Source organism: Bacillus sp. NSP9.1 (assembly GCF_000465465.2).
Lineage (GTDB): Bacteria > Bacillota > Bacilli > Bacillales > Bacillaceae > Bacillus > Bacillus sonorensis_A.
Genome location: NZ_CP048273.1, coordinates 1,740,931 through 1,766,502, shown reverse-complemented (window position 1 = coordinate 1,766,502; position 25,572 = coordinate 1,740,931). Strand labels below are relative to the sequence as shown.

28 protein-coding genes are annotated in these 25,572 nt (G+C 46.2%); 4 read left to right on the top strand and 24 right to left on the bottom strand.

Annotated features, from left to right (window positions below; all coding sequences use genetic code 11):
• Window positions 1-281 precede the first annotated feature (281 nt).
• From M654_RS09195 to M654_RS09180, 4 genes are all read left to right on the top strand, one after another.
• Window positions 282-899 (top strand): DUF47 domain-containing protein, encoded by a 618-nt coding sequence (locus M654_RS09195; protein WP_026586619.1) that lies wholly within the window; start codon window positions 282-284, stop codon window positions 897-899.
• Between the two features lie 12 nt (window positions 900-911).
• A complete protein-coding gene (locus M654_RS09190) occupies window positions 912-1,910 on the top strand; it encodes an inorganic phosphate transporter (protein ID WP_026586618.1) in 999 nt (332 codons plus the stop codon).
• Between the two features lie 109 nt (window positions 1,911-2,019).
• Window positions 2,020-2,766 carry a type II toxin-antitoxin system SpoIISA family toxin gene (locus M654_RS09185; protein ID WP_026586617.1) on the top strand — a complete coding sequence of 249 codons (747 nt, stop codon included), beginning with the start codon at window positions 2,020-2,022 and terminating at the stop codon, window positions 2,764-2,766.
• Between the two features lies 1 nt (window position 2,767).
• Complete coding sequence (locus M654_RS09180; RefSeq protein ID WP_026586616.1) at window positions 2,768-2,932, top strand: type II toxin-antitoxin system SpoIISB family antitoxin; 165 nt, start codon at window positions 2,768-2,770, stop codon at window positions 2,930-2,932.
• A 76-nt stretch (window positions 2,933-3,008) separates the two neighbouring features.
• Here M654_RS09180 and M654_RS09175 read toward each other — a convergent pair whose 3' ends face one another.
• The 24 genes from M654_RS09175 to M654_RS09060 all read right to left on the bottom strand — a co-directional run bounded on the left by M654_RS09175 (window position 3,009) and on the right by M654_RS09060 (window position 25,538).
• Window positions 3,009-3,389, bottom strand: a complete 381-nt coding sequence (locus tag M654_RS09175; RefSeq protein WP_163170555.1) for a hypothetical protein — start codon at window positions 3,387-3,389, stop codon at window positions 3,009-3,011.
• Window positions 3,390-3,405: 16 nt separating this feature from the next.
• Window positions 3,406-4,677 (bottom strand): MFS transporter, encoded by a 1,272-nt coding sequence (locus M654_RS09170; protein WP_026586615.1) that lies wholly within the window; start codon window positions 4,675-4,677, stop codon window positions 3,406-3,408.
• Between the two features lie 53 nt (window positions 4,678-4,730).
• A complete protein-coding gene (locus M654_RS09165) occupies window positions 4,731-5,744 on the bottom strand; it encodes a zinc-binding alcohol dehydrogenase family protein (protein ID WP_026586614.1) in 1,014 nt (337 codons plus the stop codon).
• Window positions 5,745-5,765: 21 nt separating this feature from the next.
• The gene (locus M654_RS09160) at window positions 5,766-6,614 is read right to left on the bottom strand and encodes an SDR family oxidoreductase (protein ID WP_026588403.1); all 849 of its coding nucleotides are present in this window, start codon (window positions 6,612-6,614) and stop codon (window positions 5,766-5,768) included.
• Window positions 6,590-7,687: a mannonate dehydratase gene (gene uxuA / locus M654_RS09155; protein ID WP_026586613.1), complete on the bottom strand. Its 1,098-nt coding sequence runs from the start codon at window positions 7,685-7,687 to the stop codon at window positions 6,590-6,592. Before uxuA ends, M654_RS09160 begins: the two co-directional genes overlap by 25 nt.
• Before the next feature lie 21 nt (window positions 7,688-7,708).
• The gene (locus tag M654_RS09150) at window positions 7,709-8,725 is read right to left on the bottom strand and encodes a zinc-binding alcohol dehydrogenase family protein (RefSeq protein WP_026586612.1); all 1,017 of its coding nucleotides are present in this window, start codon (window positions 8,723-8,725) and stop codon (window positions 7,709-7,711) included.
• Between the two features lie 11 nt (window positions 8,726-8,736).
• Entirely contained in the window at window positions 8,737-9,414 is a 678-nt protein-coding gene (locus M654_RS09145; RefSeq protein ID WP_026586611.1) for a GntR family transcriptional regulator, read from the bottom strand.
• Window positions 9,415-9,913: 499 nt separating this feature from the next.
• A complete protein-coding gene (locus M654_RS09140) occupies window positions 9,914-10,993 on the bottom strand; it encodes a peptidoglycan recognition protein family protein (protein ID WP_026586610.1) in 1,080 nt (359 codons plus the stop codon).
• 46 nt (window positions 10,994-11,039) lie between these two features.
• Window positions 11,040-11,303, bottom strand: coding sequence for a phage holin (locus tag M654_RS09135; RefSeq protein ID WP_026586609.1), 264 nt, complete (start codon window positions 11,301-11,303; stop codon window positions 11,040-11,042).
• Between the two features lie 14 nt (window positions 11,304-11,317).
• Complete coding sequence (locus tag M654_RS09130) at window positions 11,318-11,587, bottom strand: hemolysin XhlA family protein (RefSeq protein WP_026586608.1); 270 nt, start codon at window positions 11,585-11,587, stop codon at window positions 11,318-11,320.
• Between the two features lie 34 nt (window positions 11,588-11,621).
• Window positions 11,622-12,800 (bottom strand): hypothetical protein, encoded by a 1,179-nt coding sequence (locus M654_RS09125; protein ID WP_026586607.1) that lies wholly within the window; start codon window positions 12,798-12,800, stop codon window positions 11,622-11,624.
• 202 nt (window positions 12,801-13,002) lie between these two features.
• On the bottom strand, window positions 13,003-13,833 hold the full coding sequence (locus M654_RS09120; protein WP_026586606.1) for a glycerophosphodiester phosphodiesterase family protein: 831 nt from the start codon (window positions 13,831-13,833) through the stop codon (window positions 13,003-13,005).
• Between the two features lie 61 nt (window positions 13,834-13,894).
• Window positions 13,895-14,905 carry a phage tail tape measure protein gene (locus M654_RS09115; protein ID WP_026586605.1) on the bottom strand — a complete coding sequence of 337 codons (1,011 nt, stop codon included), beginning with the start codon at window positions 14,903-14,905 and terminating at the stop codon, window positions 13,895-13,897.
• A 25-nt stretch (window positions 14,906-14,930) separates the two neighbouring features.
• A complete protein-coding gene (locus M654_RS09110) occupies window positions 14,931-16,196 on the bottom strand; it encodes a complement C1q domain-containing protein (RefSeq protein WP_051290357.1) in 1,266 nt (421 codons plus the stop codon).
• Window positions 16,197-16,210: 14 nt separating this feature from the next.
• Window positions 16,211-16,597: a phage tail-collar fiber domain-containing protein gene (locus tag M654_RS09105; protein ID WP_026586604.1), complete on the bottom strand. Its 387-nt coding sequence runs from the start codon at window positions 16,595-16,597 to the stop codon at window positions 16,211-16,213.
• 13 nt (window positions 16,598-16,610) lie between these two features.
• Complete coding sequence (locus M654_RS24335; RefSeq protein WP_410206957.1) at window positions 16,611-17,513, bottom strand: YmfQ family protein; 903 nt, start codon at window positions 17,511-17,513, stop codon at window positions 16,611-16,613.
• Between the two features lie 4 nt (window positions 17,514-17,517).
• Window positions 17,518-18,561 (bottom strand): baseplate J/gp47 family protein, encoded by a 1,044-nt coding sequence (locus M654_RS09095; protein WP_026586602.1) that lies wholly within the window; start codon window positions 18,559-18,561, stop codon window positions 17,518-17,520.
• Window positions 18,554-18,979 carry a DUF2634 domain-containing protein gene (locus M654_RS09090; RefSeq protein WP_026586601.1) on the bottom strand — a complete coding sequence of 142 codons (426 nt, stop codon included), beginning with the start codon at window positions 18,977-18,979 and terminating at the stop codon, window positions 18,554-18,556. The genes M654_RS09095 and M654_RS09090 overlap by 8 nt, the downstream gene beginning before the upstream one ends.
• Before the next feature lie 13 nt (window positions 18,980-18,992).
• Window positions 18,993-19,301, bottom strand: coding sequence for a DUF2577 domain-containing protein (locus M654_RS09085; protein ID WP_026586600.1), 309 nt, complete (start codon window positions 19,299-19,301; stop codon window positions 18,993-18,995).
• Window positions 19,298-20,278, bottom strand: a complete 981-nt coding sequence (locus tag M654_RS09080; RefSeq protein WP_026586599.1) for an XkdQ/YqbQ family protein — start codon at window positions 20,276-20,278, stop codon at window positions 19,298-19,300. The genes M654_RS09085 and M654_RS09080 overlap by 4 nt, the downstream gene beginning before the upstream one ends.
• A gap of 55 nt (window positions 20,279-20,333) precedes the next feature.
• Window positions 20,334-20,990 (bottom strand): LysM peptidoglycan-binding domain-containing protein, encoded by a 657-nt coding sequence (locus M654_RS09075; protein WP_026586598.1) that lies wholly within the window; start codon window positions 20,988-20,990, stop codon window positions 20,334-20,336.
• A complete protein-coding gene (locus M654_RS09070; protein ID WP_035428017.1) occupies window positions 20,983-24,906 on the bottom strand; it encodes a transglycosylase SLT domain-containing protein in 3,924 nt (1,307 codons plus the stop codon). The genes M654_RS09075 and M654_RS09070 overlap by 8 nt, the downstream gene beginning before the upstream one ends.
• 3 nt (window positions 24,907-24,909) lie before the next feature.
• Window positions 24,910-25,047: a hypothetical protein gene (locus M654_RS09065; RefSeq protein ID WP_142246159.1), complete on the bottom strand. Its 138-nt coding sequence runs from the start codon at window positions 25,045-25,047 to the stop codon at window positions 24,910-24,912.
• 41 nt (window positions 25,048-25,088) lie between these two features.
• The gene (locus M654_RS09060) at window positions 25,089-25,538 is read right to left on the bottom strand and encodes a phage tail assembly chaperone (protein ID WP_026586596.1); all 450 of its coding nucleotides are present in this window, start codon (window positions 25,536-25,538) and stop codon (window positions 25,089-25,091) included.
• Between the last annotated feature and the right edge of the window lie 34 nt (window positions 25,539-25,572).

Below are 25,572 nucleotides of genomic sequence, written 5' to 3'. Positions count from 1 at the left end.
AAATAAGAAAAAATCTCAATTTTCGATATTTTTAAACCGAAAATCCCATTCATAGAAAAATTCCCGGATAATTCATTCTTTAGACACAAATACATATAAGGAGAAAACAACTATGAATTGTCAAAAAAACACGATGAACATGTCGGCCTCACATCCGTTAATATGTGGCAACTGCCTGAAAATTAAATTGTTTTTTTCGACTGCACCTGTTTTTTTTCGACAAAAAGTTATATAATATTTTGATGTGTGCATTGTCTCATTTAAACAATGGAGGGTTACAAATGTTGAAAAGAAAAAAAGACAAGTTTTCCGTGCTTTTGATGGAAATTGCAAAAAACCTGGATGAAACAGCCGAATATTTTGTTCATTATAAAGTGACAAATCAAACAACCCTAAAGGAATTTGCAGATACCTTAAAAGAGTATGAGACAAAAGGAGATAATTATGTACATACGATGATTAAGGAGCTGAATAAGGCTTTTATCACGCCGATCGAGCGGGAGGATATCCTGCAGCTGACGAACAGTCTTGACGATGTACTCGACGGCATCGAGCATTTCTCGGCGATGATGGAAATTTTCTCGATCACCTCTTCAGACGAGCATATTGATAAATTCAGCGGCTACATCAGAGAATGTGCAAAAGAAATTTTAATAACCATTGAATTGATGGCGGACAATCGCTTGAAAGAAATTCAGCCGCATGCCATCAAAATTAAAGAATACGAACACAACTGCGATAACCTGCACCGCAAATCGCTGAAAAATCTTTTCGGTAAAGAGACAGATCCGATTAAAGTGATCCAGTACAGAGAAATCTATGAGACGCTTGAAGAAATCGCAGATTCATGCCAAAGTGTAGCAAACAATTTAGAAACCATCATAATGAAAAATGCGTAACGAGGGATTATAATGGATCTTTTATTTGTATTAACCATATTGATTGTCATCTTTGCTTTGGCATTTGACTTTATCAACGGCTTTCATGATACGGCAAATGCGATCGCCACCTCGGTATCGACAAAAGCGTTAAAACCACGGCACGCCATTATTATGGCCGCTGTCATGAACTTCGCCGGCGCCATGACGTTCACAGGCGTCGCCAAAACAATTACGAGCGACATCGCCGATCCTTTCAAGCTGGAAAACGGATCGATCGTGATCCTTGCAGCTCTTATCGCCGGCATTACATGGAACCTAGTGACCTGGTATTTCGGAATTCCCAGCAGCTCATCCCACGCGATCATCGGAGCGATTGCCGGAGCTGTCATCGCATCGGAAGGATTCGCCGCGATTAAATACCACGGATTTATTAAAATTATTGAAGCACTTATATTATCGCCCATTTTGGCGTTTGTTTTAGGATATTTGATCTACAGCATCGTCAAAGTCATTTTTAAGAACAGCAATCTGGCAAAAACGAATAAGCGGTTCCGGCGCGTTCAAATCGCGACAGCTGCCATTCAGTCCTATACGCACGGCACGAACGATGCACAGAAAGCGATGGGTATCATTACGATGGCTTTAATTGCGGGTAACTTGCACAGTACAACTGACATCCCGTTCTGGGTGCAGTTTGCATGCGCCACGGCTATGGGTCTCGGAACATCTGTCGGCGGCTGGAAAATCATCAAAACCGTCGGCGGAAAAATCATGAAGATCCGTCCCGTCAATGGTGTCTCTGCAGATTTGACGGGAGCCCTCATCATCTTTGGTGCGACGATCGTCCATTTGCCTGTCAGCACGACACACGTCATTTCTTCATCCATTTTAGGTGTGGGTGCTTCCCACCGGGTGAAAGGCGTAAACTGGGGCACCGCAAAGCGGATGTTGATCACATGGGTCATTACCCTTCCTATTTCGGCAACCATCGGTGCATTTGCCTATTTCATACTTGATTTATTCTTTTAATCAGCACACTCCCGTCCGAATCTAGGACGGGAGTTTTCATGTTTAAAAGAAAGCCGGCATAACAATAGAATAGGAACTGCACTATTTCTCGGGAAGAGGGAAACAAGTTATGCTGCTATTTTATCAATTCCTTGTTTGGCTCATTGTTTTGGCGCTGGCTCTGTACGTGGCTGCCGTGTGGCGTTTTGAAAAAAAGCTCACCGAAAAAACGGTCGCGATCAGAAAAACGTGGTACCTGCTTTATGTTATCGGCGCCGTGATTTATTGGACGCACGATCCGCAGTCGATTTTCACGAATCCGCTTCATTACCTGATCGTCGCCGTTTTCTTCACGCTCACCGATGCTTTTATTTTTTTAAACGCCTATTTTAAAAAACTCGGAAGTTCTGAACTCGCCACAGACACAAGGATGCTTCTCGAAGAAAACAACGACCTGCTTCACACTTATCAAAACAGGCTGAAAACGTACCAATACCTATTGAAAAACGAACCGATCCACATCTATTATGGAAGTATAGAAGCTTATGCTGAAGGCATTGAAAAACTCATCAGCCGCTTTGGCGAAAAAATGAATATTTCTGCCGCCTTATGTGAATATAATTCAAACGAGAGCAAGGATCATTTGCTTGAACACATGGAAAACCGGTTCGCCGTTCAAGAAAAGCTGGATCGGAAAGACGTCTATTACGAAGAAAACGGAAAAATGGTCCTGATTCCATTTTCGATCCATGATTATGACTATGTGATGAAATTAACCTCAGAGGATCTTGTCACAGAATTCGACTACCTCCTGTTTACTTCTTTAACAAGCGTCTATGATCTCCTGCTACCAAACGAAGAGGAAGGTGACGATTGAGATGGAGCCTGCTTTTCAGGAAAACGCAAAGAAGCGCCTTTCATTTAAAATGTTTAAAAAGCAATCGAAAACCAGTATCGCAAAATACGAAGTCAGCCCCCACACCGAACGGATTTTCAAACAAAACGAACGGCTGATAGGCGAGTATAAACGGAAAAAAGCCTGAAATGGGACGGGGAAAAATTTTCCCGTCCTTATCCCATTTTCCCAGTTGATACATACAATAAACCAATCAACACAGATTAGGTGATACCGTGAAAAAACAAAAAAAACAAGTCAAACATACAGACTTCGCAAAATTCGGCCTGTCGGACTATACCGCCCTCCTCAGAAAAAGAAGCGAGAACCTGATTAAAGCGCTCAACAAGAAAAAAAAGAAATAGCAGCACCCCTTCCTTGACGAGGAAGGGGGCAGATTGTTGACAAAATCCCAAAACGGCTTTTAGTTTTGGGATTTTGTCATCCTTCATTGAAAACCCTTGCAGTCTAGGAAGGCCGAGCATCGGAGCACAGCGAATGTTGTAATTCGTGAGCACCGACGCGCAGGCCTGACAACGAATGCGAGGGTTTGTCGACACGCTGACCCCTTCCTTGATGAGGAAGGGGTTTTTGTTTGCCCGCACCGATTCCGTCTCTCGCCTAAGATAAAAACGGTTTCTGTTCATCACCTGAAACAGCTGGCGGCAGCTTATCCGAACCGATCGGTTTGACAAAGAAAGCAACGGAAAGCGAGCCTGCCACTGCGAGCCCCCCAGCCAGCAGAAACGCGCTTGTAAAGGCGCCGCTGTACTCGACGATGAAGCCGGTGACAGTCGGACCGATGATCCCGGACGTATTGGCGAGAAAATGCATGAAGCCGCTGACACCGCCGACCCTCTCAGGATGAACGATATCCTGAATAATCGCCCAGTACGTGATACCTGTCAAATACAAAAAGAAAACGGACAAAGCGACTAATGCGACCGCTCCGACGGCGGTGGAGACCACCCCGGCAAACCCGATGCATACAGCAGCAGCCAAAAGGCATATGACAAGAACCGCTTTTCGTGAAAACATCTGCCTGCCGGTGATCCTGAAAATGTAATCGGAAATAAATCCCCCAAGCGCAAGGCCGATAAACCCGACAATCCATGGAATAACCGTGGCAATGCTCATATCGTGGATACTCAGCCCGCGGGCCGTCGTTAAATAGCTGGGAAACCAGGTTAAGAAAAAAAACAAAATATAATTGTATGAGAAAAAAGCGAAAGCGGTGAAAAGGACAGTCGGCTGTTTTAAATAAAAAGACAGCGGGATGGGAGCGGATTTTTTCGAGTGTTCATGTTCACGGGCGTCTTTTTGGAATTCTTCAGGTCTTTCTTTCATGTATTTGATCCAAAACCAAACCCAAATCAGCCCGATCATCATAATCAGCACAAAAGAAGCTTTCCAGCCCCAATGGATGGCAATCAGCCCGACGATCGGCCCTGAAATCGCGCCGCCGAGCGGAGTTCCGCACATCGTCATGCCGAGCGCCCTTGCCCTTTCTTTTTGCGGGAACCAGTTGTTGACCGCCTTGCTTGTCGAAGCTGACAGCGGACCTTCCCCCATCCCAAAGATGACGCGGATGATAAAAAGCGACACAAAATTGTAGGTCAGTGCGATCGCTCCGCTGAACACAGACCAGACAATCATCGCCAGCGATAATGTGTTTTTTGCTCCAAATCTGTCTGAAGCCCAGCCGCCAATGAAATTAAATACCGCATACCCGATGAAAAAACTGCTGAAGAGCATCCCCATCTGAGAAGGACGGATGTTCAGATCCTCCTGAATGAACGGAGCGGCGACTGACAGCGCCGAGCGATCCAAATAATTAATAACCCCTGCCAAAAAGAGCATGACAATCACAAACCCCCGGCCGTTTGCAAACATTGACAACCCCTCTTTCCGTCATAATTCGTAAGCGCTTTCTCATTGCATCAGCCTTACAATCTGATTAACACTTTCACCGGATTTTTCTCAGGTGCAAGCGCCTCTTCAAACCCGTCAACCACACCGCTGAACGGAAGATATCCGGTCACAAACCGTTTGGCATCAACAACGCCTTTTCCAATGGCTTCAATAACCGACTCAAAATCGCTTTTTAAAGCATTTCGGCTAAATAAAACGTCCAGCTCCCGCTTATGGCATTCAGGATCGAAAAGTGACAGGTGATCGTTGACAAGTCCGACATATATGATCCGCCCCCCATGAGCGGCATATTGGTAAGCCTGATTCATGGAAACGGAATGGCCGGTCGCGTCAAAAACGGCGCTGGGGAAATCCCCTTCTGTCATTCGCTTGATCGCATCAGCTGCACTTTCCCCGGCAAGAACGGTCTCATCAGCGTCCGCCCACATCTTACTGAAGGCAAGACGCTCCTTTCTGACATCCATTGCGATCACTTTCGCACCCTTCAGTTTGGCAAACTTCATCACGCTGAGCCCGATAGGCCCTGCCCCAATCACCAGAACCGACTCGCCGTTTTGAACATCGGCCCTGGCGACAGCGTGGGCGCCGATGCTCAAACACTCTATAACGGCTGCTTCGCTGTATGTCAGATCCTCTGTCTTCATCAAGTGGTCTGCCGGGATTTTCATATACTCCTGCATCCCGCCGTCTGTATGAACACCCAGCACCTTCAGATTCACACAACAATTGGGCCGCCCCATCCGACAGGCGGCACACGCTCCGCATTCCAAATAGGGAATGACTGCAGCCCGGTCGCCTGGCTGCAACACTCCGCACGGATCATCAACACTGACAATCTCCCCCGAGAGTTCATGCCCGAGCACCCTCGGGTATGAAAAAAACGGCTGTCTGCCGCAATAGGCATGAAAGTCTGTACCGCAAATCCCAATCCGCTTGATTTTCAGGAGCGCTTCTCCTTTTTCCGGTTCCGGCGCTTTGGCTTCCGCCATTTTTAAACGGTAAGGTTTTTCACACACAATCTGTTTCATTCCTCCGCCCCTCTCTCGTGTTTAGACTCCCGAGTACGCCATAAAGCCGCCATCTACAGGGATTGTAATGCCTGTGACAAATCCGGACATGCCTGCGTCCGCCAGCCAAAGCATTGTCCCCAGTAAATCGTCCGGGCTGCCAAACCGCTTCATCGGCGTATGGGAAATGATCTTCCCCGCCCTTTCCGTCCATTCCCCGTTTTCATCAAGAAGAAGCCGTTTATTTTGTCTCGTCAAGAAAAAGCCGGGGGCAATCGCATTGACTCTGATCCCTGTTTCGGCCAAATAGACGGCAAGCCATTTTGTGAAATTTTCGATGCCGGCTTTTGCGGCGCTGTAAGCGGGCACTTTTGTCATGGGGATGTGTGCGCTCATTGAAGAGATGTTGATCACTGAAGCCCCTTTTTTGTTCAGCATCGTTTTCGTGAATACTTGGGAAGTTATGAAAGATCCGAGAAAGTTCACATTGAACACAGAGCCGACGTCGCTGCTTTTCAGATCAAAGAATGTGGTTTCGTTATCATTGATGAGGTCGTCGGGATGAAGGGTTTCATTCGATGTCGTACCTCCGGGATGATTGCCGCCGGCTCCGTTAATCAATAGATCGCACCCGCCGTAAAGCTGTGTAACCAAACGTTCTGCTCGCTCAACACTTTGTTGGCTGAGGACGTCGCACTCCACCGCTACGGCCTCTCCCCCCATCTTTCGGATATCTTCAGCCACAAGCTCGCCGTTTTCGACATTCCGGTTTAAGACGGCCACTTTCATGCCCTGCCGTCCGAGTTCCCTTGCCATCGCACTGCAGAGGACACCGCTTCCGCCTGTGATGACCGCCGTTTTTCCTCTTAAATGTTCATGGATTTCAAGCATTGTGAAGCCCCCCGTTTTTCTCTTTCAAGTGCGTCCCAAATGCCCCATAAATACATGATTCCCAGCGCCCTGTCATAGAGGCCGTATCCAGGCCTGCAGTTTTCACCCCAGATATGGCGGCCGTGATCTGGACGGACATACCCTGAATAGCCCGCCTCGTGATAGGCTTTGACGATGCCGCAAATGTCCACAGAACCATCTTTCGTCCGATGCGATGTTTCGATAAAATCCCCGTTTTCATAGACTTTAACATTTCGAATATGTGCGAATGGAATCCGGTCAGAATACGTTTTGATGATGCTTGCGATATCGTTATCGGGATTGGCGCCCAATGAACCGCTGCAAAGGGTGACACCATTGGATGGGTGGTCGATCAGACGAAGCAGGCGCCCGATGTTTTTGGCAGAAGTGATGATGCGGGGCAGCCCAAAGACCGGCCATGGCGGATCATCAGGATGGATCGCCATCTTAATCCCGCAGCGCGCAGCGGTTGGAATAATCTGCTCCAAAAAATATTGCAGATTGCTCCATAAATCTTCTTCTGTCACGTTTTGATAGGCTTCAAAAAGCGCTGTCAGATGCTCCAGCCGTTCAGGCTCCCAGCCCGGCATCGTATAATCGAGATTGTTGGCGATTTTTTCGACAAGCTCAAAAGGATCGATCTGATCAACTTTTGCGTTCTCATAAAACAAAGCGGTCGAGCCGTCTTCGGCTTCTTTGTATAATTCGGTCCGCAGCCAGTCAAAAACAGGCATAAAATTATAGCAGATCACCTTTACACCGGCTTTAGACAAATTTTCAATCGTCTGCTTGTACCTTTCGATATACAGGTCTCTCGTCGGCAGACCGAGCTTGATATCCTCATGGATGTTAACGCTTTCAACAACATCGATGTGAAAACCGTGCCGCCCGCAAACCTGCTTGACCTCCATAATGTCTTCCAGCGGCCATTCTTCACCGGCCGGAAAATGGTGAAGCGCCCACACGATTCCTTCAACACCGGGTATTTGCTTGATTTGCTCAAGGGTGACAGTGTCATTTCCTTCTCCGTACCATCTAAAAACCATTCTCATCACGGGATCCTCCAGTCCGATTTAATAAGTCAATACCACTTTTGTGATCTGCTCTGGATGATGCTTGGCTTTTTTCAGCGCCCTTTCGATTTCCGTAAACGGCATGATGTCAGTCACAAAGAAACGGACAAGCTCCGGATGTTCATTTAAAAATCGAATCACTCCGGGAAATTGATTGACGCTGTGCCTTGTGCCATGGATTTCAATGTCTTTTTTTGTGAGCTGAAGTCCGGGGAGTGTCACATCGTCTCCCGTTAATCCGACGATGACGATCCGGCCTCCGGCAGCTGCCAGCCGAAGCGACTGCTCGATTGTTGCGGGGACCCCGGCCGCTTCAAATACAATGCCGGCGCCTTCCCCATTGGTCAGGTTAAAGACTTCCCGTTCTGCATCTTCTTGATCAGGATGGATGACATGATCAGCTCCGAACGTTTTGGCAAGCTCCAATCGCTCCCGGACGGGGTCGATCGCGATAACCTCAACATCAAACCGCTTTTTCACCTGGGCTAAAATCGTTAGCCCGATCGGCCCCATTCCCAATATGACAACCGCTTCGCCGTTTTCAAGATCGGCGCGCCTGAGCGCCTGAGCGCCGATGGCAAACGGCTCGCATAATGCACCTGTTACATCGTCCATTTCATCAGGAATAGGATGGACATGTGATTCGGGAACGGTGAGAAATTCCGCGAATCCTCCTCTCCGCACCGATCCGATCATCTCAATGTTGACACAGGCGTTCGTCCTTCCTTTTCGGCAAGGATAGCAGCGCCCGCAAGAAATGGCCGGTTCAATGACGACGCGTTTCCCTTCCAGTCTTTTGTCTGCCTTTGCCCCTGTTTTTTCTATCACCCCTGAGAGCTCATGTCCGAAAATTTGCGGATAGCGCCCGTAAGGATTTGTGCCGTCATAAAAATGAACATCGCTCCCGCAAATCCCGGCGGCCTTTACCCTGACGAGGACTTCATGGGCGTCTGGTTCAGGACAGGGAAGCTCTTGAAAATCAATGGAAAAAGGTTTTGTCATCACCGCAGCTTTCACATCACCACTCCTTATGCTTTGAAATAGCCCGGAAACTCCTCGATAAGCATTTCCCTGTCAACGATCACAAGCTGCAAATGCTCCTCGGCAATCCTGCGGGCTTCAGACGGCTGTTTTGACTTGATTGCTTCCAGAATAGCCGCGTGCTGGCTGTAAATCGTATCCCAGTTGAAATCGGCAGCAAGCCTTAAAAACCGTATCCTTCGAAATGGAACATTCATCTGCTGAATCACAGACCAAATGTTGGATTTCTGACAGCCGTCAAAAATCGTTTTGTGAAACGCTTCGTCTAAATCAAACAGGCTTTCGTAATTTTTCTGTTTCATTGATAATTGCTGCATGTTCAAATTATGCTCCAGCTCAATCACCGCCTGCTCCGGAAAATTTTCGCACGCCAGTTCGGCAACGGCTTTTTCAAGATTTTCCCGCATAAAGCGTGCTTCCTCCACCAGATGAAGATCGATTAAAGATACCCGGGTTCCCTTTTGCGGATAGATCTCCAAAAGACCTTCGCGCGACAGCTGCAAAAAAGCCTCTCTGACCGGCGTTCGGCTGACTTCATACCTTTCTGAAATTTCTTTTTCCGAGATGTGCGTCCCTGGTGTGAGGCGAAACTTCATAATATCTTCCTTCAGCCAATCATAAACCTGATCTCGTGCAGATCGGATGCTCGATTGTTTAATAGTCACAGATGCCACCTCCCTTCCCTGATTATGGTACCATACTTGTATGGTAGTGTGGTAGATGTTTTTCGAAAATTCTAAACAATAATGGTTTCGTCCCTTCATCATGGATAGACAGGATTAATCCGATTATTATTATCCTTATAGTGTTCAATTCATAGCTGATCATGATTTGAGAAAGGATTTGCTGTATGAAAATCTTCGAATCTAAAACTTTAGTAAGAATGGTTATTGGTTTATTGTCGATGAGGAAGTTGGCATATCGCTGCCGGGGATATACGAAGTTCATGAAATACATTGGAGATGGAGATAAAGAAAATGCAATAGAGGGAACCTCGGCTTGTAGATAAACCCCTGTTTTCCACAGGCTTTGTTATAAAATGAACAACAGGTTGTATACACTGTAACTGACTTAGATTCACCAATAAGCCTGCTTTCATTTAACGGCAGGCTATCGAAAAAATTTCGATAGCCTGAAAGGCCTCTGCTACAAGGGCTGTTTTGATTACTGCAGTAACGCTTCAAGTTTCGTCTTAGTCTTCGGTCCGTAAATTCCGTCGGCACCCAGCCCGTGCATTAATTGAAACCGTTTGACCGCATCCGCTGTTTTCGGCCCGTAGCAGCCATCAATACCGTTATGTTTCGCGCCTTTGTCCGGGTAGAAATACAGGGCCGCTAAAGCCTCCTGAATTTGTCGGACGGCCGTTCCTTTCATCATTGGACTTTTGACTTCGTAAATCCCGGAGGGCAGCTTGTATGGTGTTTTTTTACCGCTTGATGCTGACTCTTTCTTTTTCACTTCAATGGCCGCGAGTGCTTTTTCTGTCGCCGGCCCATATATGCCATCAATTGCAATTCCCGCTTTCTTTTGCAGGGATTGAACGGCTTGTACCGTTTCATTTCCGTAAGAGCCGTCGGCCCCATACTTTGGCAGCGGGAAGCCCGCGGCGATCAAACGCTTTTGCAGCGCTTTTACTTTAGAACCTGACGATCCTTTTTTCAAGATCGTGCCTGTTGCATGGCTTGCCTGGCTCGTGGACGCCGCTGTTTTAGAGACGGTTTTATTTCCGAGCAGGCGATCGACTGTTGTCCGGAATGCCGCGAGCCGGCTTGAATCGCTCACCCAGGGGGCCGGACAGTTCTTTTGTGTCACATCATAATGACGGACGATGTTGTCAGTCGATAATCCGTAACGCTTGCAGAGATCGGCCGCTAATTCAGCTGCGTTTTGAACGGTTTCGCTATGGATTTCGCCATCTTTTTCGACGCACATTTCAACACCGATGGCTGTCGTGTTGGCATTCGGCTTTAAGAAACTCACATAACAGCGGTTTTTATCATGTGCATGGTATGCGACCTCATGTTCAGGGATAATCTGCTGCACCTCATGTCGATCAATAAAGTAATGTGCGGATGCATAACGCTGATCGGCTATGCAGGTGCCGTTGAAATAATTCCGCTCATTTAATGCCGATGCGCCGGGCGTCGCCGTCCAGTGCATGACAATTCCTTTCACCTTCGGCAATTTCAGGCCGGGTCGGGTGTATTGATTGACTTTCACAAAGTTTTCCACAACTTTAACCATTTACCTCAACTCCAATTCTGATTAAAATAACTGCCGGCCGGCTTCCTTATTTCGCCAATCCTTTTTGTTTCAATGCTTCTTTTTGCAGCTTTCCTTTTTCGGTGACATAGTTGTTTTTATACCAGGCCATAAGCGCGGTCATGATTGTAAAAGCCGCAGAGCCTGCCGTATACAGAGCATCCGCCAATGTATTGATCTGATCCTCGCTGACCGGCAAGACAGGTTTGCCGAACATCATCAGCGTCTGGTTTACCAATGCCATAAAAAGAAGCACCGTCCGGACGACCGTGCCTTTGTCAACATTTTTCATCATATGTTCCTCCCTTATTTTTGCAGTAAATTATAAAAAACAGCGATCGCCCCGCCGATGATGCCGGTGCTGACCGCTGTGATGATCGCGCCTGTGATGCTGCGTTTGATCCAAGTTGTGTTTTCTTCGATTTTGTTTAGCTTTTCGTTAATCGAGATGATTTGCTGATCGTGGCGGTCAGATGTTCTTTCCAGTGTGCTGACCCGCTTCTCAAGCGTTTTTTGATCTGCTTTGATTTCCGTGATTTCTTTTTGAAAAATACCGATTTCATTTGTTTGCGGCATCTGCATGCTCCCTCCTTCCCGCAAGCTCATATGTTTAGCGCGGAATCACTTCATCTAAACCATAAGATGTGATGTTATCAACGCTGTCCGCAATTTGTCCTTCAAGTCTCATATTTCCGTCTGTTTCTATATAAAGCTTGGTCATACCCGTTGTACCAAAAATCGGAACGATCCTGCTGCGAAATTTAGACGGTCTATATGCCGGAGGGAGAGTTCCAAAGACAACACCCCTTTTTGTCACGATTTCCCCCTCTAATAAAAGAAGTCCGCCCATCAATGCACAACGCACTTTTCGGTCGCCGTGTGCCGCTCCGTTTTTAAGCGGAACATCCGTCCATGAAGGCTCAAGATCATTTGCTGTTACGACTCGCTTCCATCCCTTGAAGATCCCATTCGTATGAACGGTACTATGCCATAATGTATTGTCATAGCTTCTCCAGGCGTAAATGGTTTTTCTGCCTGCATCTGTCTCAATGACATCATAATTAAACCAAGAACTGTCATCAGGTACTGGATTATTTTGTACAACATGCCCTGCTGCAAAATAACATCCTGTGGGCAATGTTAAAAGATCTGTTCCATTCGCCAGCTTCGCCCTTGATCCATTATCAGTCGTCACCTTGTATAATTGGGCGCTGTTCCATTTTTCACGTTCTTCTCTAGTGATGTGGAGAGCCGCATCAGTCGCGTGAGCATCGATTTTTGATTGAGCCCCTAAGACTGATTCCAGCTCCACCCACTCAGACCAGTTCCCTTCGGAAATGGTTTTTCGGTATGTTCTATTCGCATGGTCAAATGCGATAGCCTGGCCGTAGCTGCCTTTATCATCACATGTCCAAATGCCCCTTACGTCTGTGCCGGGACCATTTAGCGCGCCCGCTGCAGCTGTAAAATGGATAAACCCCGTATATTGGGGAAGAACGGCATGAAAATCATCGGTTGCACCAATGTAGACTTTTTCTTGTCCGTCCTCTCCCGTAATATTAAAAATTTGACTGCTATTCCATGTTGTTCGTTCATTTTCTGTAATGTGCCTTGTATGATCTTTGAGGTGGGAATTGAATTCCATTTTTGTTGTTGCCTTTTGTTCTACTTCGTCAGTACGCTTTGCAATCCGTTCATCATTATCATTCAGTTGGTCGACAACTTTGTTAAAAAGATCGGCATGGGCACGGTCTGTTGTTTCAAAGCGTCTTGCTTTTTCAATATCCACCCAGTCTTCGCCTCCAAATTAAGTGTGATGTCTCTTGCTGTAAATGATCATTTTCGCTCTGGCCATTTCACCTTTTTCTGAGCAGTGTAGCTCAGAAAAAGGTGATGGCTGACGGCGGTGCTTGATCCACATTGGGGGTGTTTAGGCAAATGTACTAAAAACGTCTCCCGCCCTTATACTAAAGGCAAAATAAAAAACCCGCCTAATTAGACGAGTTTTTTTGTTTTCTTGTGTAAGCTGGATCATTGGTGAACAATCCATCGACTTTTAATTGAAGCATTTTTTTCGTCAGTTTCTTCTCTTGATCTGCGTCAAAAAACACATGGATCTGCAGGTTTTCCCTGTGAATCTTATGAACCATATCTTCATTGACCAGCTTGCCGTTCACCCCGACAGCAGTAGCATAAGTTTTGATTTTGTTTAACACATCGGCGTTTAAATGGCTCGCCTCATCATCCCGCAGAAGGCGGGTAAGCGGAATATTCTTGTCGAGTGAGTGGACTTTCTCCAGGCTCCTCCCGCTAAAAGATTGGACAACGACCTTGTTTCCGGCAATTAAGCCGTGCTTGTCAAGGATCTCAACAAGCTGTTCCTCCATGATCAAACGGTTGTGGTCATCTTCCCTTGTTTCAATATAATACTTTGTTGATCGGCCGAATTTTTGGATGATCTCTTCAAGGGTCAATATTTTTTGCCCTTTGCCCGCATCAAGCTTTTTTAATTGGGACAACGTTAAATCCTGTACATTTCCTTTTCCATTCGTTGTTCTTTCAACACTTTTGTCATGAATGGCGACCAGCTTGCCGTCTTTCGTTTGCCTTAAGTCGATTTCAATGAAATCAGCCTGATCTGTGATGGCGCGCTCATAGGATAAAAGCGTATGCTCCGGCTCTATAGCTGAAGCCCCCCGATGGGCAATCAATAAAGGGTTGTAAATGCTTTTAGAAGCTGCTTTTGTCGATGTTTCAGCATCCGAACAGCCGCTTATCAAAATCACTAGACCTATGATGAGAAAGTAACTAATGTTTTTCATAAGGACAAAAATATCATAATTTCCCACCAACTGCAAATACCATACAAAGAGAATCCATGTTTTAAACAGTTTTAAAGCTAAAGCCCAAACTGATAAATTCATTTGGATTTGCCGTATTTGAACAGTTTTCAATGATGACTTTGCCATTAGTGTCAACAAGCAGCCGGTGATGCTGAGGCACACCTGACATCCCTATTTGAGAAGCTACACCGACAAACTGGAAAGGCCGTAAAGGCCGATAACCGGCTGGAAGCTCGAATGCAGGTATTTCAAAGCCGATCTTTCCTTTGGCGATGGCTCCTTCGACAAAAACCGTTCCAGTTACATCCTTTGTATACCGCACTTTATATGCGTCAGAATAATGGACCCAGCCATTTTGCAGTGCGGGATAATGCCAGATTAATTTTGTTAAATCAGCCCCGAGATTATCGGTATATTTTTTAGCCTCGCTTAAAGCTTTATCCGCCTTCGCTTGGCTTGCGGCCGCAGATTCAATCGGAAACCAATTCATTGCGGTATGAACTGTATTGTAGTAAAACCACCAGGCATTTCCTGCTGTATCAACAGCATAACCCATGCCAATTCCTTTTTGGCCGACTAGTTGCATCCCGCGGAGGCTTCCTTTTGACGGGGTATCTTCTACGGCATTCGTTCCATAAAAAGTGACGGTCCCGAGATCTTTTAAAGCCTCGTAGAAAGAGCCTGAAGTCAAATTGATTTTGTGTATTCCTGAATCAGAAGTAATTTTAAATAATTGAGCGCCATTCCATTTATTACGTTCAAGATCGGTAATATGTCGAACAGCATCCTGATCGTGTAAATCAAACTCCGTTTTTGACGCTTGCTTGATATTGTCTACATGTTCAAGTCCAATCTGAGTCTTCGTCACAGCATGCGGATTGTTTTGATTGCTTGTATGCTCTTCAATATATGTTTTCGCATTTTGCTCCGCTTCATCGGCCCGTTTGGCAATTTGTTCATCATTTTCATTTAGCTGATCAATCACATTATTAAAAAGATCGGCATGAGCACGGTCCGTTGTATGAAAAGGCTTTGGTTTTATTAAATCCATACCTTACCCCCTGATTTACTAAGCATCAAGTCAAGAAATTCAATCCGCTGACTTCCTTGATGTCCAGATAATTATAGTGAGGATGTTGATCAGAAACAGCTCGCGGCTTTGTCCCGTCATAACCGACATACATAAAAATTTCAATGTAATCACCTTTTTTCAGCGGAACGACGGCCGAGCCGTTTACATTAATAAAAAATTCATTTCCTTCTCTTGCGGTTCCGCCGCCGGTGCTCTCTCTGTAATGATCTATTGGTTTATACAGTGAGCCGTTTTTATAGATAAACAGATGGAAATTAAAATATGTTTCCCAGTTTTCCAAAAACAAGCCTGAACTTACATAGTAGACTCCGTCATTCGGTGCGGTAAACCGATTTAAGGTCGTATCAAAGGCATTATGGCTATCGATCACCTTTTTATTGAATTTTATTTTCGGAGTCGTTTGCTTTTCAAGCCCCTGTCTGCCTGACATGGTTAAGCTGGCATGAGCAAACCCTGATATCTTTTCCCAATTCGTCCAGCCTGAAGTAGAGTACCAATGGCGAATCCACGATCCAATTCCTGAATAGTTTGCGTTTCCATAAAAATATTGGGTGAAACGGTAATTTGACCATTTCTCATTTTTCAAAAAACCGTAGCTTAATGGATATCCTGTTTGATTGTTGTTTATATTCATAAATGTTATTCCAACAGGATAATTGTCCCCGCTTGCTGTTGCATCTCCAATCACATTAGTTAAAACAGTTAATTTTTCATTGGTGAAATTTGTATCGACGTAATGTTTAGCATCTAGCAACGCTTTATCTGCTTTTACCTGAGAGTTTGACTCGGTTTCTAATGTCCGCCAACCTTTCCATTCGCTACTATTAATGGTGTTTGTAAAAATCGTTCCGGTTGTGTCCGTCGCAATCACAACCCCATACCCATCAGAACCGCAATTTAAGAATGTCCCCCTCACATATCCAGCAGAGCCTGGCGGCCGGTTGGAGGCGGCTGTATTGATGGCAAACGTATGAAAACCCGCCCCTAAATCGAAAAGCTGCGCCAATGCATCTCCGTCTTGAATATGCAGCTTTTCAACCCCGGTGTCATCGGTAATTTTTACGAGCTGGGCAAGTGCTTTCAATTGCTTGATCCCATGATCCGTATAATCCTTCGCATTCTTTTCCGCCTCTTCAGCGCGCTGTCCAACCAGTTCATCATTTTCATTCAATTGATCAAGCACTTCATTGAAGATATCGGCATGGGCGCGGTCTGAAGTTTCAAAGCGTCTCGGTTTTTGGATGTCCACCTGTGAAAACCTCCTTAATAAATGTCGTCGATTTCAAAGACAAACTCAATGTCGCCGTCTTTATGCTTGTCAGTCATCGTTCTGACTGCGGTGAATTTTCCGTCTTCATCGACAAGAGCGAGCTCGTTAATGACTTCCCCGGCCAGTTCGCTTTCTTCTAATGTACATGTATAGCGGACTTTGGCCGGTTCCATGAAGACAAAGCCGTCGATCTCTTTTTGCAAAAGTTCGTTCTTCAGCGCCTGTTCCGTGCCCTGCAATGAAATCGGTTGTCCCTGGTCATTCGTTCCGCCGTTTCCGAAAGCCATTTTTGTGATTTTCGTAAGCGTTCCGCCTTCCGCTCTGGCTTTCGCCATTTGCTGCCTCGCATAAAGCGTTGTCACCGTTAATTGTTCCGCCATGTTTCATTCTCCTTTATATTGCAATTTTTTCCGTTGTCGCTGCCAGCTGCTTTGTACCGTCTAGCAAAAATGCGCCGTTGAGCGTCCACCATTTTTCCTTCATTTCAAGCGTGCCTGTTTGCTTCACTTCATGCTCGCATTTAAAGGTCAGTGTAAGGGCATGGCGCTTTTCATCTCGTTTGCTTAGACCGGTTTTCATCCGCACGGTCGGTTTTTGCTCTGTTTGCATTTCCGCCTTTTTCCTTATCACAAGATGTGAAGCAGCCAAAATGTTTTGCTGTTTTTTATGCCGCAATAAGAGCTGCTGTCTGAATCTTCGCGGCAAACCGTCGATCTCGCGGAAGCCGTTCAAATAAAATGAATCATCAAGCTGATACTGGCCGTCTAAATAGACCGGAATCGTCCCGAAAAAACCGTTTTTGCTTCTTAACACAAGTCTGTTGTGATCGTTTTTCGGAGGCCGGAATGTATAATAAAACCCGCCCCGAAACGTGTAGGCCAAATGGGCGGGCTTCATGTGGTCAACGGTTTGAATGATGGAAGGAATATATTGCAAATCTTCCCCGTTTACAGTCAGCAAGAAATGGTACCTTCCCGCGGTCAGTCTGACTTCTGCGGAAGGGTGTTTTAAAAAAGCATTGACCGCACGCTCGATTGAGCGGGAGGTAATAGGCGGGATATTGGACATTTTCGTCAATAACCTCGCCCTGCGAATGTCGATGCCGTCCGAAGCTTCCCGCCTGACATTCAAAATCGTTTCCCACCGATCAAGCCCCCAGGTTGCCGTCGTGACAAAAAGCTGGTCTGTCACATCAAATATCTGTTCATTTTGTTTTTCAAACTCCGGGGCTTCTGCAGCTAAAATCTCACTCATCTCCCGGATTTCCGTTAAATAGGGAGGCAGGTAAAATGTCATGTCTTCAAGTTTGCTCAATGATTGTCACCTGCCCCAGCTTCGGAATTTCGGTCTCTGCCAGCTGGAGATTTTTCGCCTCGCCGTTTATGGCAACGTCAGAATAGTCGCTGACAGAGGATGATTCATAGATGATGTTGTTGATTTGCGACAGACGGATGACAGTTTCTTTAAACGCATTCTCTTTAAACAATTGAATGATTTTTTCCTCAATCTCCTGTTTGGCATCATCAATCGTCCGCCCCGTTGCCGGAATGATTGTCGCCGAGATCTGAATGTCTTTCCATACTGCGCTTTCAACAGTTGCATAAGCGCCGATCGGCGCCATCCCCTCCCCTTGTCCGGGTTCAGGATCGATATACTGCTTAACCCTTTCGATTAATGCTTGTGAGGCAGGCTCCATTTTGGCGCTTGTAATCACAATCTTCACGGTTCCTTCACCGTTCCAGAGCGGAAAAACCTTTGCTTTACCGACACCTTCGACTTCCTCCGCCCACTGTTTGTAATGGAGCTGATTCGCGCTGACCGCTTCCCGGCGGACCCGGACCAAATATCTTTCGTAAAGGGATTCGTCCGTCTCTTCCTCCCGGCCGGGAATCTCAAGAGTCCCCATGACCGCTTTCTCAAGGCCGGGGATGGTATCGAGCGGGAGCAGCGGTTGGCCTGAGAGGTTTGCATTGCCGCTTGTCCCCGCGGTTTCGCATTCAAGTTTTCCGTCCTCCCGTATCGTAAAGTACAAGTCTTCCAGAAAGAAACGGGTTCCGGGGGGAATTGAAACACCCTCTGTAAACTCGCCTGACCAGATTGCTTTCGATGCCTGATAGCGCGCTATGCCGGCTTCGGCGGCCCTTCTGTCCAAATACTCCCCTTCAGCTGTATCCGCATATACCAAATTCAGCACCTGATCCAGCCAAATATATGAAACGGCCAGCTCAGCCGCCGCCGGGGCAAGCGCATTCCAGATCACGCTGTTTTCACGCTTGTCAATATCAGCGGAAACCCGGTCAAGCATACGTTCCATGATCTCTTCAAATGTCTGGTTTTCAAACATCTTCCCCTATCACCTCCTCTATATCCAGTGTTCCTTCGTCGGTTTCCACTGTAAATGACACGTGAAAAGCATCGCCTTGACGTTCAATCTCAAAGTCTGTGACAGCGTCGATCCGTTCATCATAGATAAGGGCCTCTTCTATCAGCCTCGGAATCTCCATTTCTTTATAAGCGTCTGTTGTTTCATTGTCTGAGAGAACTTCCTGAAGCTCATTGCCAATGTTATGACTGTAGACGGCATAAGCATAGCGCTCCGTTCTCAACGCCATGTAGACCATCTGTTCAATGGCTTCAAGTCCGGAAATAATGTCGCCTGTCATCCGTCCGGTCTGAAAATCAATTTTGTACGTCTTTGATGTTTCAACAGCTTCGCTGCTATCCTCAATATCTTCGAATGCTATTTCAGGTGAAAGAGCCAAACCAAACCACCTCCTATATCCGGTCGATCACAAAAAAAGATTGCCCGCCCGGCATGGCGGCAATCATGACGCGGTCGCCTTCGTGTAATTGATTGTAAAAGCGAATGGTTTTCTCTTCTCCGTCAACCCGTATCTGCATCGTATGATCGGTTAAATGCCTGGCTACCACCAATAAGTCGGACGGAATCACCAACTTTTCATGATCGCGGAGTTTAAGCTTGAGCGGAGAGGCAGAAATGACTTCCGCGGGCATGATATCAACAGGTGATTCATAATGTACGGCTCCAAGAGCCAGCTCTTTGATCGCATCGCTTAATCTCATGAGGATGCTCCTTCAGGTAGATGATTGTTGGCTACGACATCAATCGTCATGATATGCTTCGTTCCGGAAAAATGATGTTTATCTTTATCAACCCAGTAAGTCTGTTTGACACCGGCTTCCGGAATCGAAATATAAACCGGCAGACCGCTTTGGACTCCGGGAATACCGATGGCCTGTATGCTTTTCAGTTCTTTTTTGACGCCTTTCTTTTCTGCCTGCAGCCTCTTTGCCCGATCGCGCAATTGAGCTTGGTTAATATCGTCGGAAACCGTTTCTGTATACTGAAGAACGCCAAACTTTTTCATGGCAGCTTCATCGCTCGCGGCGGCAGTGTAGGTTTTGTTATCCTTCTGTTTCCTCAATTTCACCCTGGTTGCCGTTTCTTCGATTGATGTGCTGTAGCTGTAATCCGTAATGTTGACGCCGGTTTCCAATACCCAAACCTCCTCAGGATCCGGCCATGCTCTTAAACAGAGCCTGCCTTTTTCTGAATAAAGCTGGTATTGTCTGCCCGTTTGTTTTTTCGTTTCCTTCAACGCTTTTAAAATGATGTCATACAGGCTGGTATTATCTTTGAATACAAGCGTTTTGATCGTATGCCCCGTTTCGGCGATCGGACCTTTAGGAATTTGAAAGTCGCTTGCAATCCGTTTGACAATCTCATCGGCCGACTTATTGGAAAAAACATATACGTCTTGGTTTTTGACTAAGTACTGCAGCATATCATACGCTTTAAACGTCATCGTATATTCTTTCGGCACCCTGCTGAAAACGATCCCGCGAAACAATTCCTTTCCCTTCCACTTGAACAGCACGGTATCACCTTCCTGTACGCTGTAGTACTGCTGCGTCCCTTGCTTGATCACGATCTGCGCCTCAATCGAACGCGGCGCCTGAAATCTTTGCCCTTCTAATGAGACGCTTTCTGTGACAAGCTCATACCATTCGCTTTCTTTTATGACAAATAATTCGATCATCATTATCCCCTGCTTTTGATTTACGAAAAAGCACCGGAGACGCCGGTGCTTTATTTTACGGTATTTTCAGCTTCTGCCCCGGGAAAATCCAATGGCCCGGCTGCTTGATGTTGCGCTTGCTGCGTTTAATCATTACCTGTTTATTGGCATTCCAAATTTTCCGCCACTCTTGGCTGTTTCCATAGAAGCGCCCTGCAATATGCCAGAGCGTATCTCCTTTTTTGACGGTGTAAACTTTCGGAGCCGCCTTTGACGGCCGTTTCTTTTTTGTTTTCTTTTTTTGTTTGATTTTTCGGGGCGAAGCTGTTTTGTATTCCTTTAAGGTGATATCAAAATCGCGGTCACCGATGTCCTTTTCCCCTTCATGATGGGAAAAGCTTTCAATGCTGCATGTGAGATTGATCTTCGTCCCAGTCACGAGAAATTGAACCGGCTTTTTTGCTTTCAGCCATTTGTCAATCTTAAGAATCGCATTCTCCGGTGATGGAAACCCTTTGTATTCTGCAAGTGAAGAATATTGTTTCGGAAAATGCGACGAAAACGAAATCGTTTTCGCACCCGGTTCATTAATAAAGGTGATTTCGCCGAATTTCGCCACCTTTACCGACTCGTTTCCAAGATTATCGCTGATTTCAAGCTGCTCCGGCAGAACGGGAAGGCGCAGCTTTTCCTTGCCTTGCGTCAGCCAAAATTCGTACACGGATTTAGTCATACGCTACGCTTCCTTTCGTTCCGATATTGATGTCTCGTTCAAGCTCGTCGACAAGGGCACGCTTGATTTTGGCAATCAATGTCTCATGATCCTGCTCATTGTGGTAGTGATGATCACCGGTAATATAAATATTGAGCTCTTTGGCGCCTTTTGCAGGCGGCTGCTCTATACGGCTTTGGCCTGTTGTTGCAGCTGCCGCTTGGCCGCTTGATATAGAGCCGGACGATTCAGAAACCGGATCATGGACTTCCATTCCGAGCGCATCTGCAGCCTTTTGCAGCAGATAGCGGCCGCGAATGCCGCGTTCTTCGGGAATGATCCACTCCCGTTTTCCGCCTTCGCCGACGCGGGCAATTTGTTCGTTTGTGATGAGGCCGCCATTGGCATAACCCCTGTAGCCGCCGCCATTTCGCTTACTTCTCATTCCCGGCGTGTTAAAAACTGAACCGTAACGAGCTTTAATGTAATTAATGGCCGCCACAGCATTATGAATCGGATTCCAGATATCATTTAACCCTTTCATCTTATAGGCGTTAAAGGTTGGATCAATCGTTTGCATTAACCCTTTGGATGGCGTGCCACGTTGGGCATTGCTATCCCACAAGTTAACAGCCCGCGGGTTTCCACCTGATTCATGCATAGCCATTTGAGATAATGGACCAAGCCAACTCATCGGCGTGCCTGTAATCATAAGGGCTTTGAGTAGCCAATCTTTTACGTTTCCGCCGACTGCTCCCATCCCTGCGAATGCTGCAGCTAGAGAGCCGGCTTGTTTTTCGGCGAAGCTCTTCACATCGACAGAGCTTAGCCCTTTCACAATACCGACAGACGCAAAACGCCCGAGACTCATCATGACTCGGGATGGAGAATGAATATCCAATTCATCGCGGAAGGCTTGTTCCACTTTCTTGGCCAGCTCTTTGGCAGCTTCTTTCACTTCACTGCCCTTTGAATTCATACCCGTTATAAAGTTGCCAATCATGCCATTTCCCCAGCCGGTTGATGACTGTTTCGCATCAAGGAATGGCTTATTGATATGAGTGCTGACAAATTGGTTTGTACCTGTAGGCGTAGAATTCTGGCCAGCCGCGAATCCTTTGACAGTATTCACACCCCAAGAAGATGCTGAATTAACCGTATTTTGAAATGGCGCTTTGACTTTGGACTGCAGGAAGCCATCCGTACCGGTCGCAGTCGCATTTTGCCCTGTAGCATATCCAGTCACCACATTTTTCCCGAAGGATGGAGATAAGGCACTCAAACTATTAAATGGCGTCTGAATATTTTTCTGCTTCCATTCTGCCATAGAAACAACGTTTGAATTTAATCCTTCATCAAAACCATCTGTGAATTGCTGACCAAATGACGATGCTTGATTCGTAACATCGCCGCCCGTATTCATCGATGGTGAGACAGAGGCAGAATAAGAAGCCGCACTTGAAATAGGTGTTACAGTTCCTGCATCAGCGGATGCCGAACCAATATCATCGACAACCTGCATGCCAAGCTGAGTTGCTGCCTGTGCCAACAACATTTTTCCGCGCCCGCGGTTGTTTTGAGTTGGAATGACAAATTCGTTTCCGGCTTCCCCGATCCAGGAGATGGTTGGTTTGGTGATATAGCCGCCCGTAGCCTTTGTATCTGGTTTCTTCTTCCGCTCGAAACCAGTCTTTTCTTTACCGATTTTTTCAAAGGCTGTTTCATTGTCACCATATATAAGATTGTTCCAGCCATCTTTTACAGACCCTCCAAAATCTTGTGCTTTTTTCCAGAGGTCTCCGGCCCAACCAAATGCATTTTTAAATGCCGTACCGATTTCTTTGGCGAGGTCTAAAACGGGATCTAAAAGCTTATGAAACCACTTATCTATTCCCTTCCACGTTTCTTTAATATTTTCTATAGCCTCTTCAAACTTGTTCCAGATATCCATTGCAAGTTTGATGACAGGTTTTAAAATGGGATCCCAAACATATTCAATAAACCATGTTGATACGGTGTTCCATGTTTCCTGAATCCAATTCCATGCTTTAACAAGCCAGTCCCAAATGGCGGTTGCCGTGTGTATGGCCGGAACAAGAATTGGGTCCCAAACGTTTTCGACGAACCAAGTTGAAACGGTGGACCACGTTTCAGAAATCCAGTTCCATGCTTTAACAAGCCAATTCCAGATGCTGATTGCCGTTTGAACCGCCGGTCCAAGAATCGGGTTCCACACATACTCCATGAACCAAGATGAGGCTACCCCCCATACCAACTGGATGACGGACCAGGCAACTGCAAAGAAACCGACGACATTGTTTATCACTCTTACTGCAATATTGTAGAAGGGAATCCAAACGTTATCATTAAACCATGTTGATACGGTATTCCAAGTATTTTGAATCCAATTCCACGCTTGAACAAACCATTCCCAGACCTTAATAGCAAAATCAACGACGGGTTCGATCAAAGGAGTCCAAACGTTGTCCTGAAACCAAGTTGTTATGCTTGACCATGTGTCCTGGATCCAAGTGAGGGCATCATCAAAAGCTTTAGAGATTGGATCTGACACATTATCTGTGAACCAGTCAGACACCTTCTCCCATGTTTTTTGAATTTTACCCCATGTTTTTTCTGATTTTTTCACAATGGAATCCCATGTCTTCATGACGCCGCCGTTGTCGTCTAACATCTTCCCAAAATATTCACCGAGACTTGAGCCGCCCATGCTGCCGACGATGCCGCCGATAGCGCCTCCAATTGCCGTCCCGCCTACTGGAAGAATGGCTGTTCCGAGTGCCGCTCCCGCAGCTGCACCGGCTAGCCCGCCTCCAATTCCACCGCCTGCAGAACCGATTTTTTGACCTGCATTTTCGCTGTTCATGTCCATTAATTCAGTAGCAGATAATGCAACCCCTGCATAAGGGAGAAGTTTTCCTGCCCCCTTCCCCAATGCTTTAAGGCCTCTCTTCCATCTGCCTCCGGAACCATTTCCAGAAGGATTTCTCCCGGAACCTCTCCCTCCTGCAGGAGAGCTTTCTTCACTTCCAGGCCTGCTGCTTGTCGCCGGTTCATTGATCAGAGAACCGCCGCCTTCACAGCAGCAGCCACCGCCACCATCTTCTCCCTTGAAGAACTTTCCGAGCACTGCATCAAACGACTTATCCATAATCTTTTCGGGAAGACCCTCTACCCATTTTACAAACTTATCTTTACCTGCATTTAGGATTGCCGTCCATATCGCTTCTTCTTTTCCCTCTGAGGATTCACCGCCCGGCTTTTCCACTTTTGCATTGACTTCAATCGTTTTCTTCGCCTCTATGTCATTCAGTTTTTTCCGAAGAGCTTGGAGTTTGCCTGTTGCCTGGTCATTAAGTGTGAGGGTCGCTTGATGTTCCTTTGCAAAATGGCTGCTGATAAATGATGAGATCCGGCTGACTGTTTTTGTTACTTTATCGATCACATACAGGGTTGCGGTAAATCCTTTTTGCAATGTCGCCTTCATGTAACCGGTGATTTTTTGCACGGCTCCGGTCACTCGGTCATTGACGGCTGTGGTGATCGTATATTCATGAGATGCGAGAGCGGAAAGCATGTTTTTAATTTTACGAATGCCCGCTGTCGCCTGGTCATGAACAGAGATCGTGAATTGAAACCTCTCGGGAAGGTTCTTTTGGAGCTGATCCGAGATGTTTTGAATGGTGCTGCTTGCCAGGTCAACAGCCGATATCTTCAGCTGCCATGAGCTCAGATTTGCTTTTAATGTAAGATGAAGTTTGTTCAATGTTTTCGCGGCCTTGTCAGCCCTGACCTTAACAGTCAGTGGACGGCTGAGCATTTTTCGTCTTTTCTCTAAATTCTTAAAACCCTTTTGAATCCGCCGCAGCTTCTTCGACACCCGGTCTTCCAGCTCAAAACGTGCAGTCAGTTTAGCCATGGATTATGTACCTCCTTTCCGTGCTTCTTTTTCCAAGATGTCAAGCTTGTAGCTGATCAAGCCGTACAATAAAGCTTTAAAAGGTTTTGGCGCCTCATAAAGCTCGAGAAGCTCGGATGGAGAATAATGAAGGTCATGCATCGCAAAATAGAGATACACCGCTTCTTTATTCCCATCCTTGATCAGTTTTTTGCTTCTTCTTCCAGGTCTTCGAGATCGTCTTCAAAGCCGTTGATTTCAATCGCCTTATTGAGCCAGTTTGCGTATTCTCCGCCGACGGAGAGAACGCGTTTGGCGACTTCGACAGGATCGGCTGTTTGATATGCGTCTCTTAATTCTTTTGAACGGAAATCAGGATAGATGGTGGATTCGATCGCAATTCTCGCATAAAAACGCTGGGTGTCGAGGTCTTTGACACGGCCTCTGCCTTTGATGTTTTTATATGTTGTATTTTCTTTTTCCAGCTCATCGATTCGCTCTGTTGTAATCGGCTTGAACACAAACGGAATGACATTGCCCTTTTTATCAGCGAACCGCTTTGAAATCGGCACTTTTATTTCCTCGGCTTCAACGGTTTGGCCAGGCATAAAAAAGGAAAGATCGTATACTTTTTCTTCTTGTTTTTCGCTCATGGTTGATTGCTCCTCCTGAATTTTCATTTCTGCA

Bases quoted from the DNA above. Each gene is read 5' to 3' on its own strand.
- M654_RS09190 (WP_026586618.1), top strand. From the start codon at position 912: ATGGATCTTTTATTTGTATTAACCATATTGATTGTCATCTTTGCTTTG.
- M654_RS09135 (WP_026586609.1), bottom strand. From the start codon at position 11,303: ATGAAAAATGTTGACAAAGGCACGGTCGTCCGGACGGTGCTTCTTTTT.
- M654_RS09115 (WP_026586605.1), bottom strand. From the start codon at position 14,905: ATGGATTTAATAAAACCAAAGCCTTTTCATACAACGGACCGTGCTCAT.
- M654_RS09140 (WP_026586610.1), bottom strand. From the start codon at position 10,993: ATGGTTAAAGTTGTGGAAAACTTTGTGAAAGTCAATCAATACACCCGA.
- M654_RS09165 (WP_026586614.1), bottom strand. From the start codon at position 5,744: ATGAAACAGATTGTGTGTGAAAAACCTTACCGTTTAAAAATGGCGGAA.
- M654_RS09130 (WP_026586608.1), bottom strand. From the start codon at position 11,587: ATGCCGCAAACAAATGAAATCGGTATTTTTCAAAAAGAAATCACGGAA.
- M654_RS09170 (WP_026586615.1), bottom strand. From the start codon at position 4,677: ATGTTTGCAAACGGCCGGGGGTTTGTGATTGTCATGCTCTTTTTGGCA.
- M654_RS09160 (WP_026588403.1), bottom strand. From the start codon at position 6,614: ATGCTTGAAATCCATGAACATTTAAGAGGAAAAACGGCGGTCATCACA.
- M654_RS09195 (WP_026586619.1), top strand. From the start codon at position 282: ATGTTGAAAAGAAAAAAAGACAAGTTTTCCGTGCTTTTGATGGAAATT.
- M654_RS09080 (WP_026586599.1), bottom strand. From the start codon at position 20,278: ATGATCGAATTATTTGTCATAAAAGAAAGCGAATGGTATGAGCTTGTC.
- M654_RS09185 (WP_026586617.1), top strand. From the start codon at position 2,020: ATGCTGCTATTTTATCAATTCCTTGTTTGGCTCATTGTTTTGGCGCTG.
- M654_RS09105 (WP_026586604.1), bottom strand. From the start codon at position 16,597: ATGGCGGAACAATTAACGGTGACAACGCTTTATGCGAGGCAGCAAATG.
- M654_RS24335 (WP_410206957.1), bottom strand. From the start codon at position 17,513: ATGACATTTTACCTGCCTCCCTATTTAACGGAAATCCGGGAGATGAGT.
- M654_RS09120 (WP_026586606.1), bottom strand. From the start codon at position 13,833: ATGAAAAACATTAGTTACTTTCTCATCATAGGTCTAGTGATTTTGATA.
- M654_RS09060 (WP_026586596.1), bottom strand. From the start codon at position 25,538: ATGAGCGAAAAACAAGAAGAAAAAGTATACGATCTTTCCTTTTTTATG.
- M654_RS09180 (WP_026586616.1), top strand. From the start codon at position 2,768: ATGGAGCCTGCTTTTCAGGAAAACGCAAAGAAGCGCCTTTCATTTAAA.
- M654_RS09070 (WP_035428017.1), bottom strand. From the start codon at position 24,906: ATGGCTAAACTGACTGCACGTTTTGAGCTGGAAGACCGGGTGTCGAAG.
- M654_RS09075 (WP_026586598.1), bottom strand. From the start codon at position 20,990: ATGACTAAATCCGTGTACGAATTTTGGCTGACGCAAGGCAAGGAAAAG.
- M654_RS09065 (WP_142246159.1), bottom strand. From the start codon at position 25,047: ATGCATGACCTTCATTATTCTCCATCCGAGCTTCTCGAGCTTTATGAG.
- M654_RS09095 (WP_026586602.1), bottom strand. From the start codon at position 18,561: ATGTTTGAAAACCAGACATTTGAAGAGATCATGGAACGTATGCTTGAC.
- uxuA (WP_026586613.1), bottom strand. From the start codon at position 7,687: ATGAGAATGGTTTTTAGATGGTACGGAGAAGGAAATGACACTGTCACC.
- M654_RS09085 (WP_026586600.1), bottom strand. From the start codon at position 19,301: ATGAGATTAAGCGATGCGATCAAAGAGCTGGCTCTTGGAGCCGTACAT.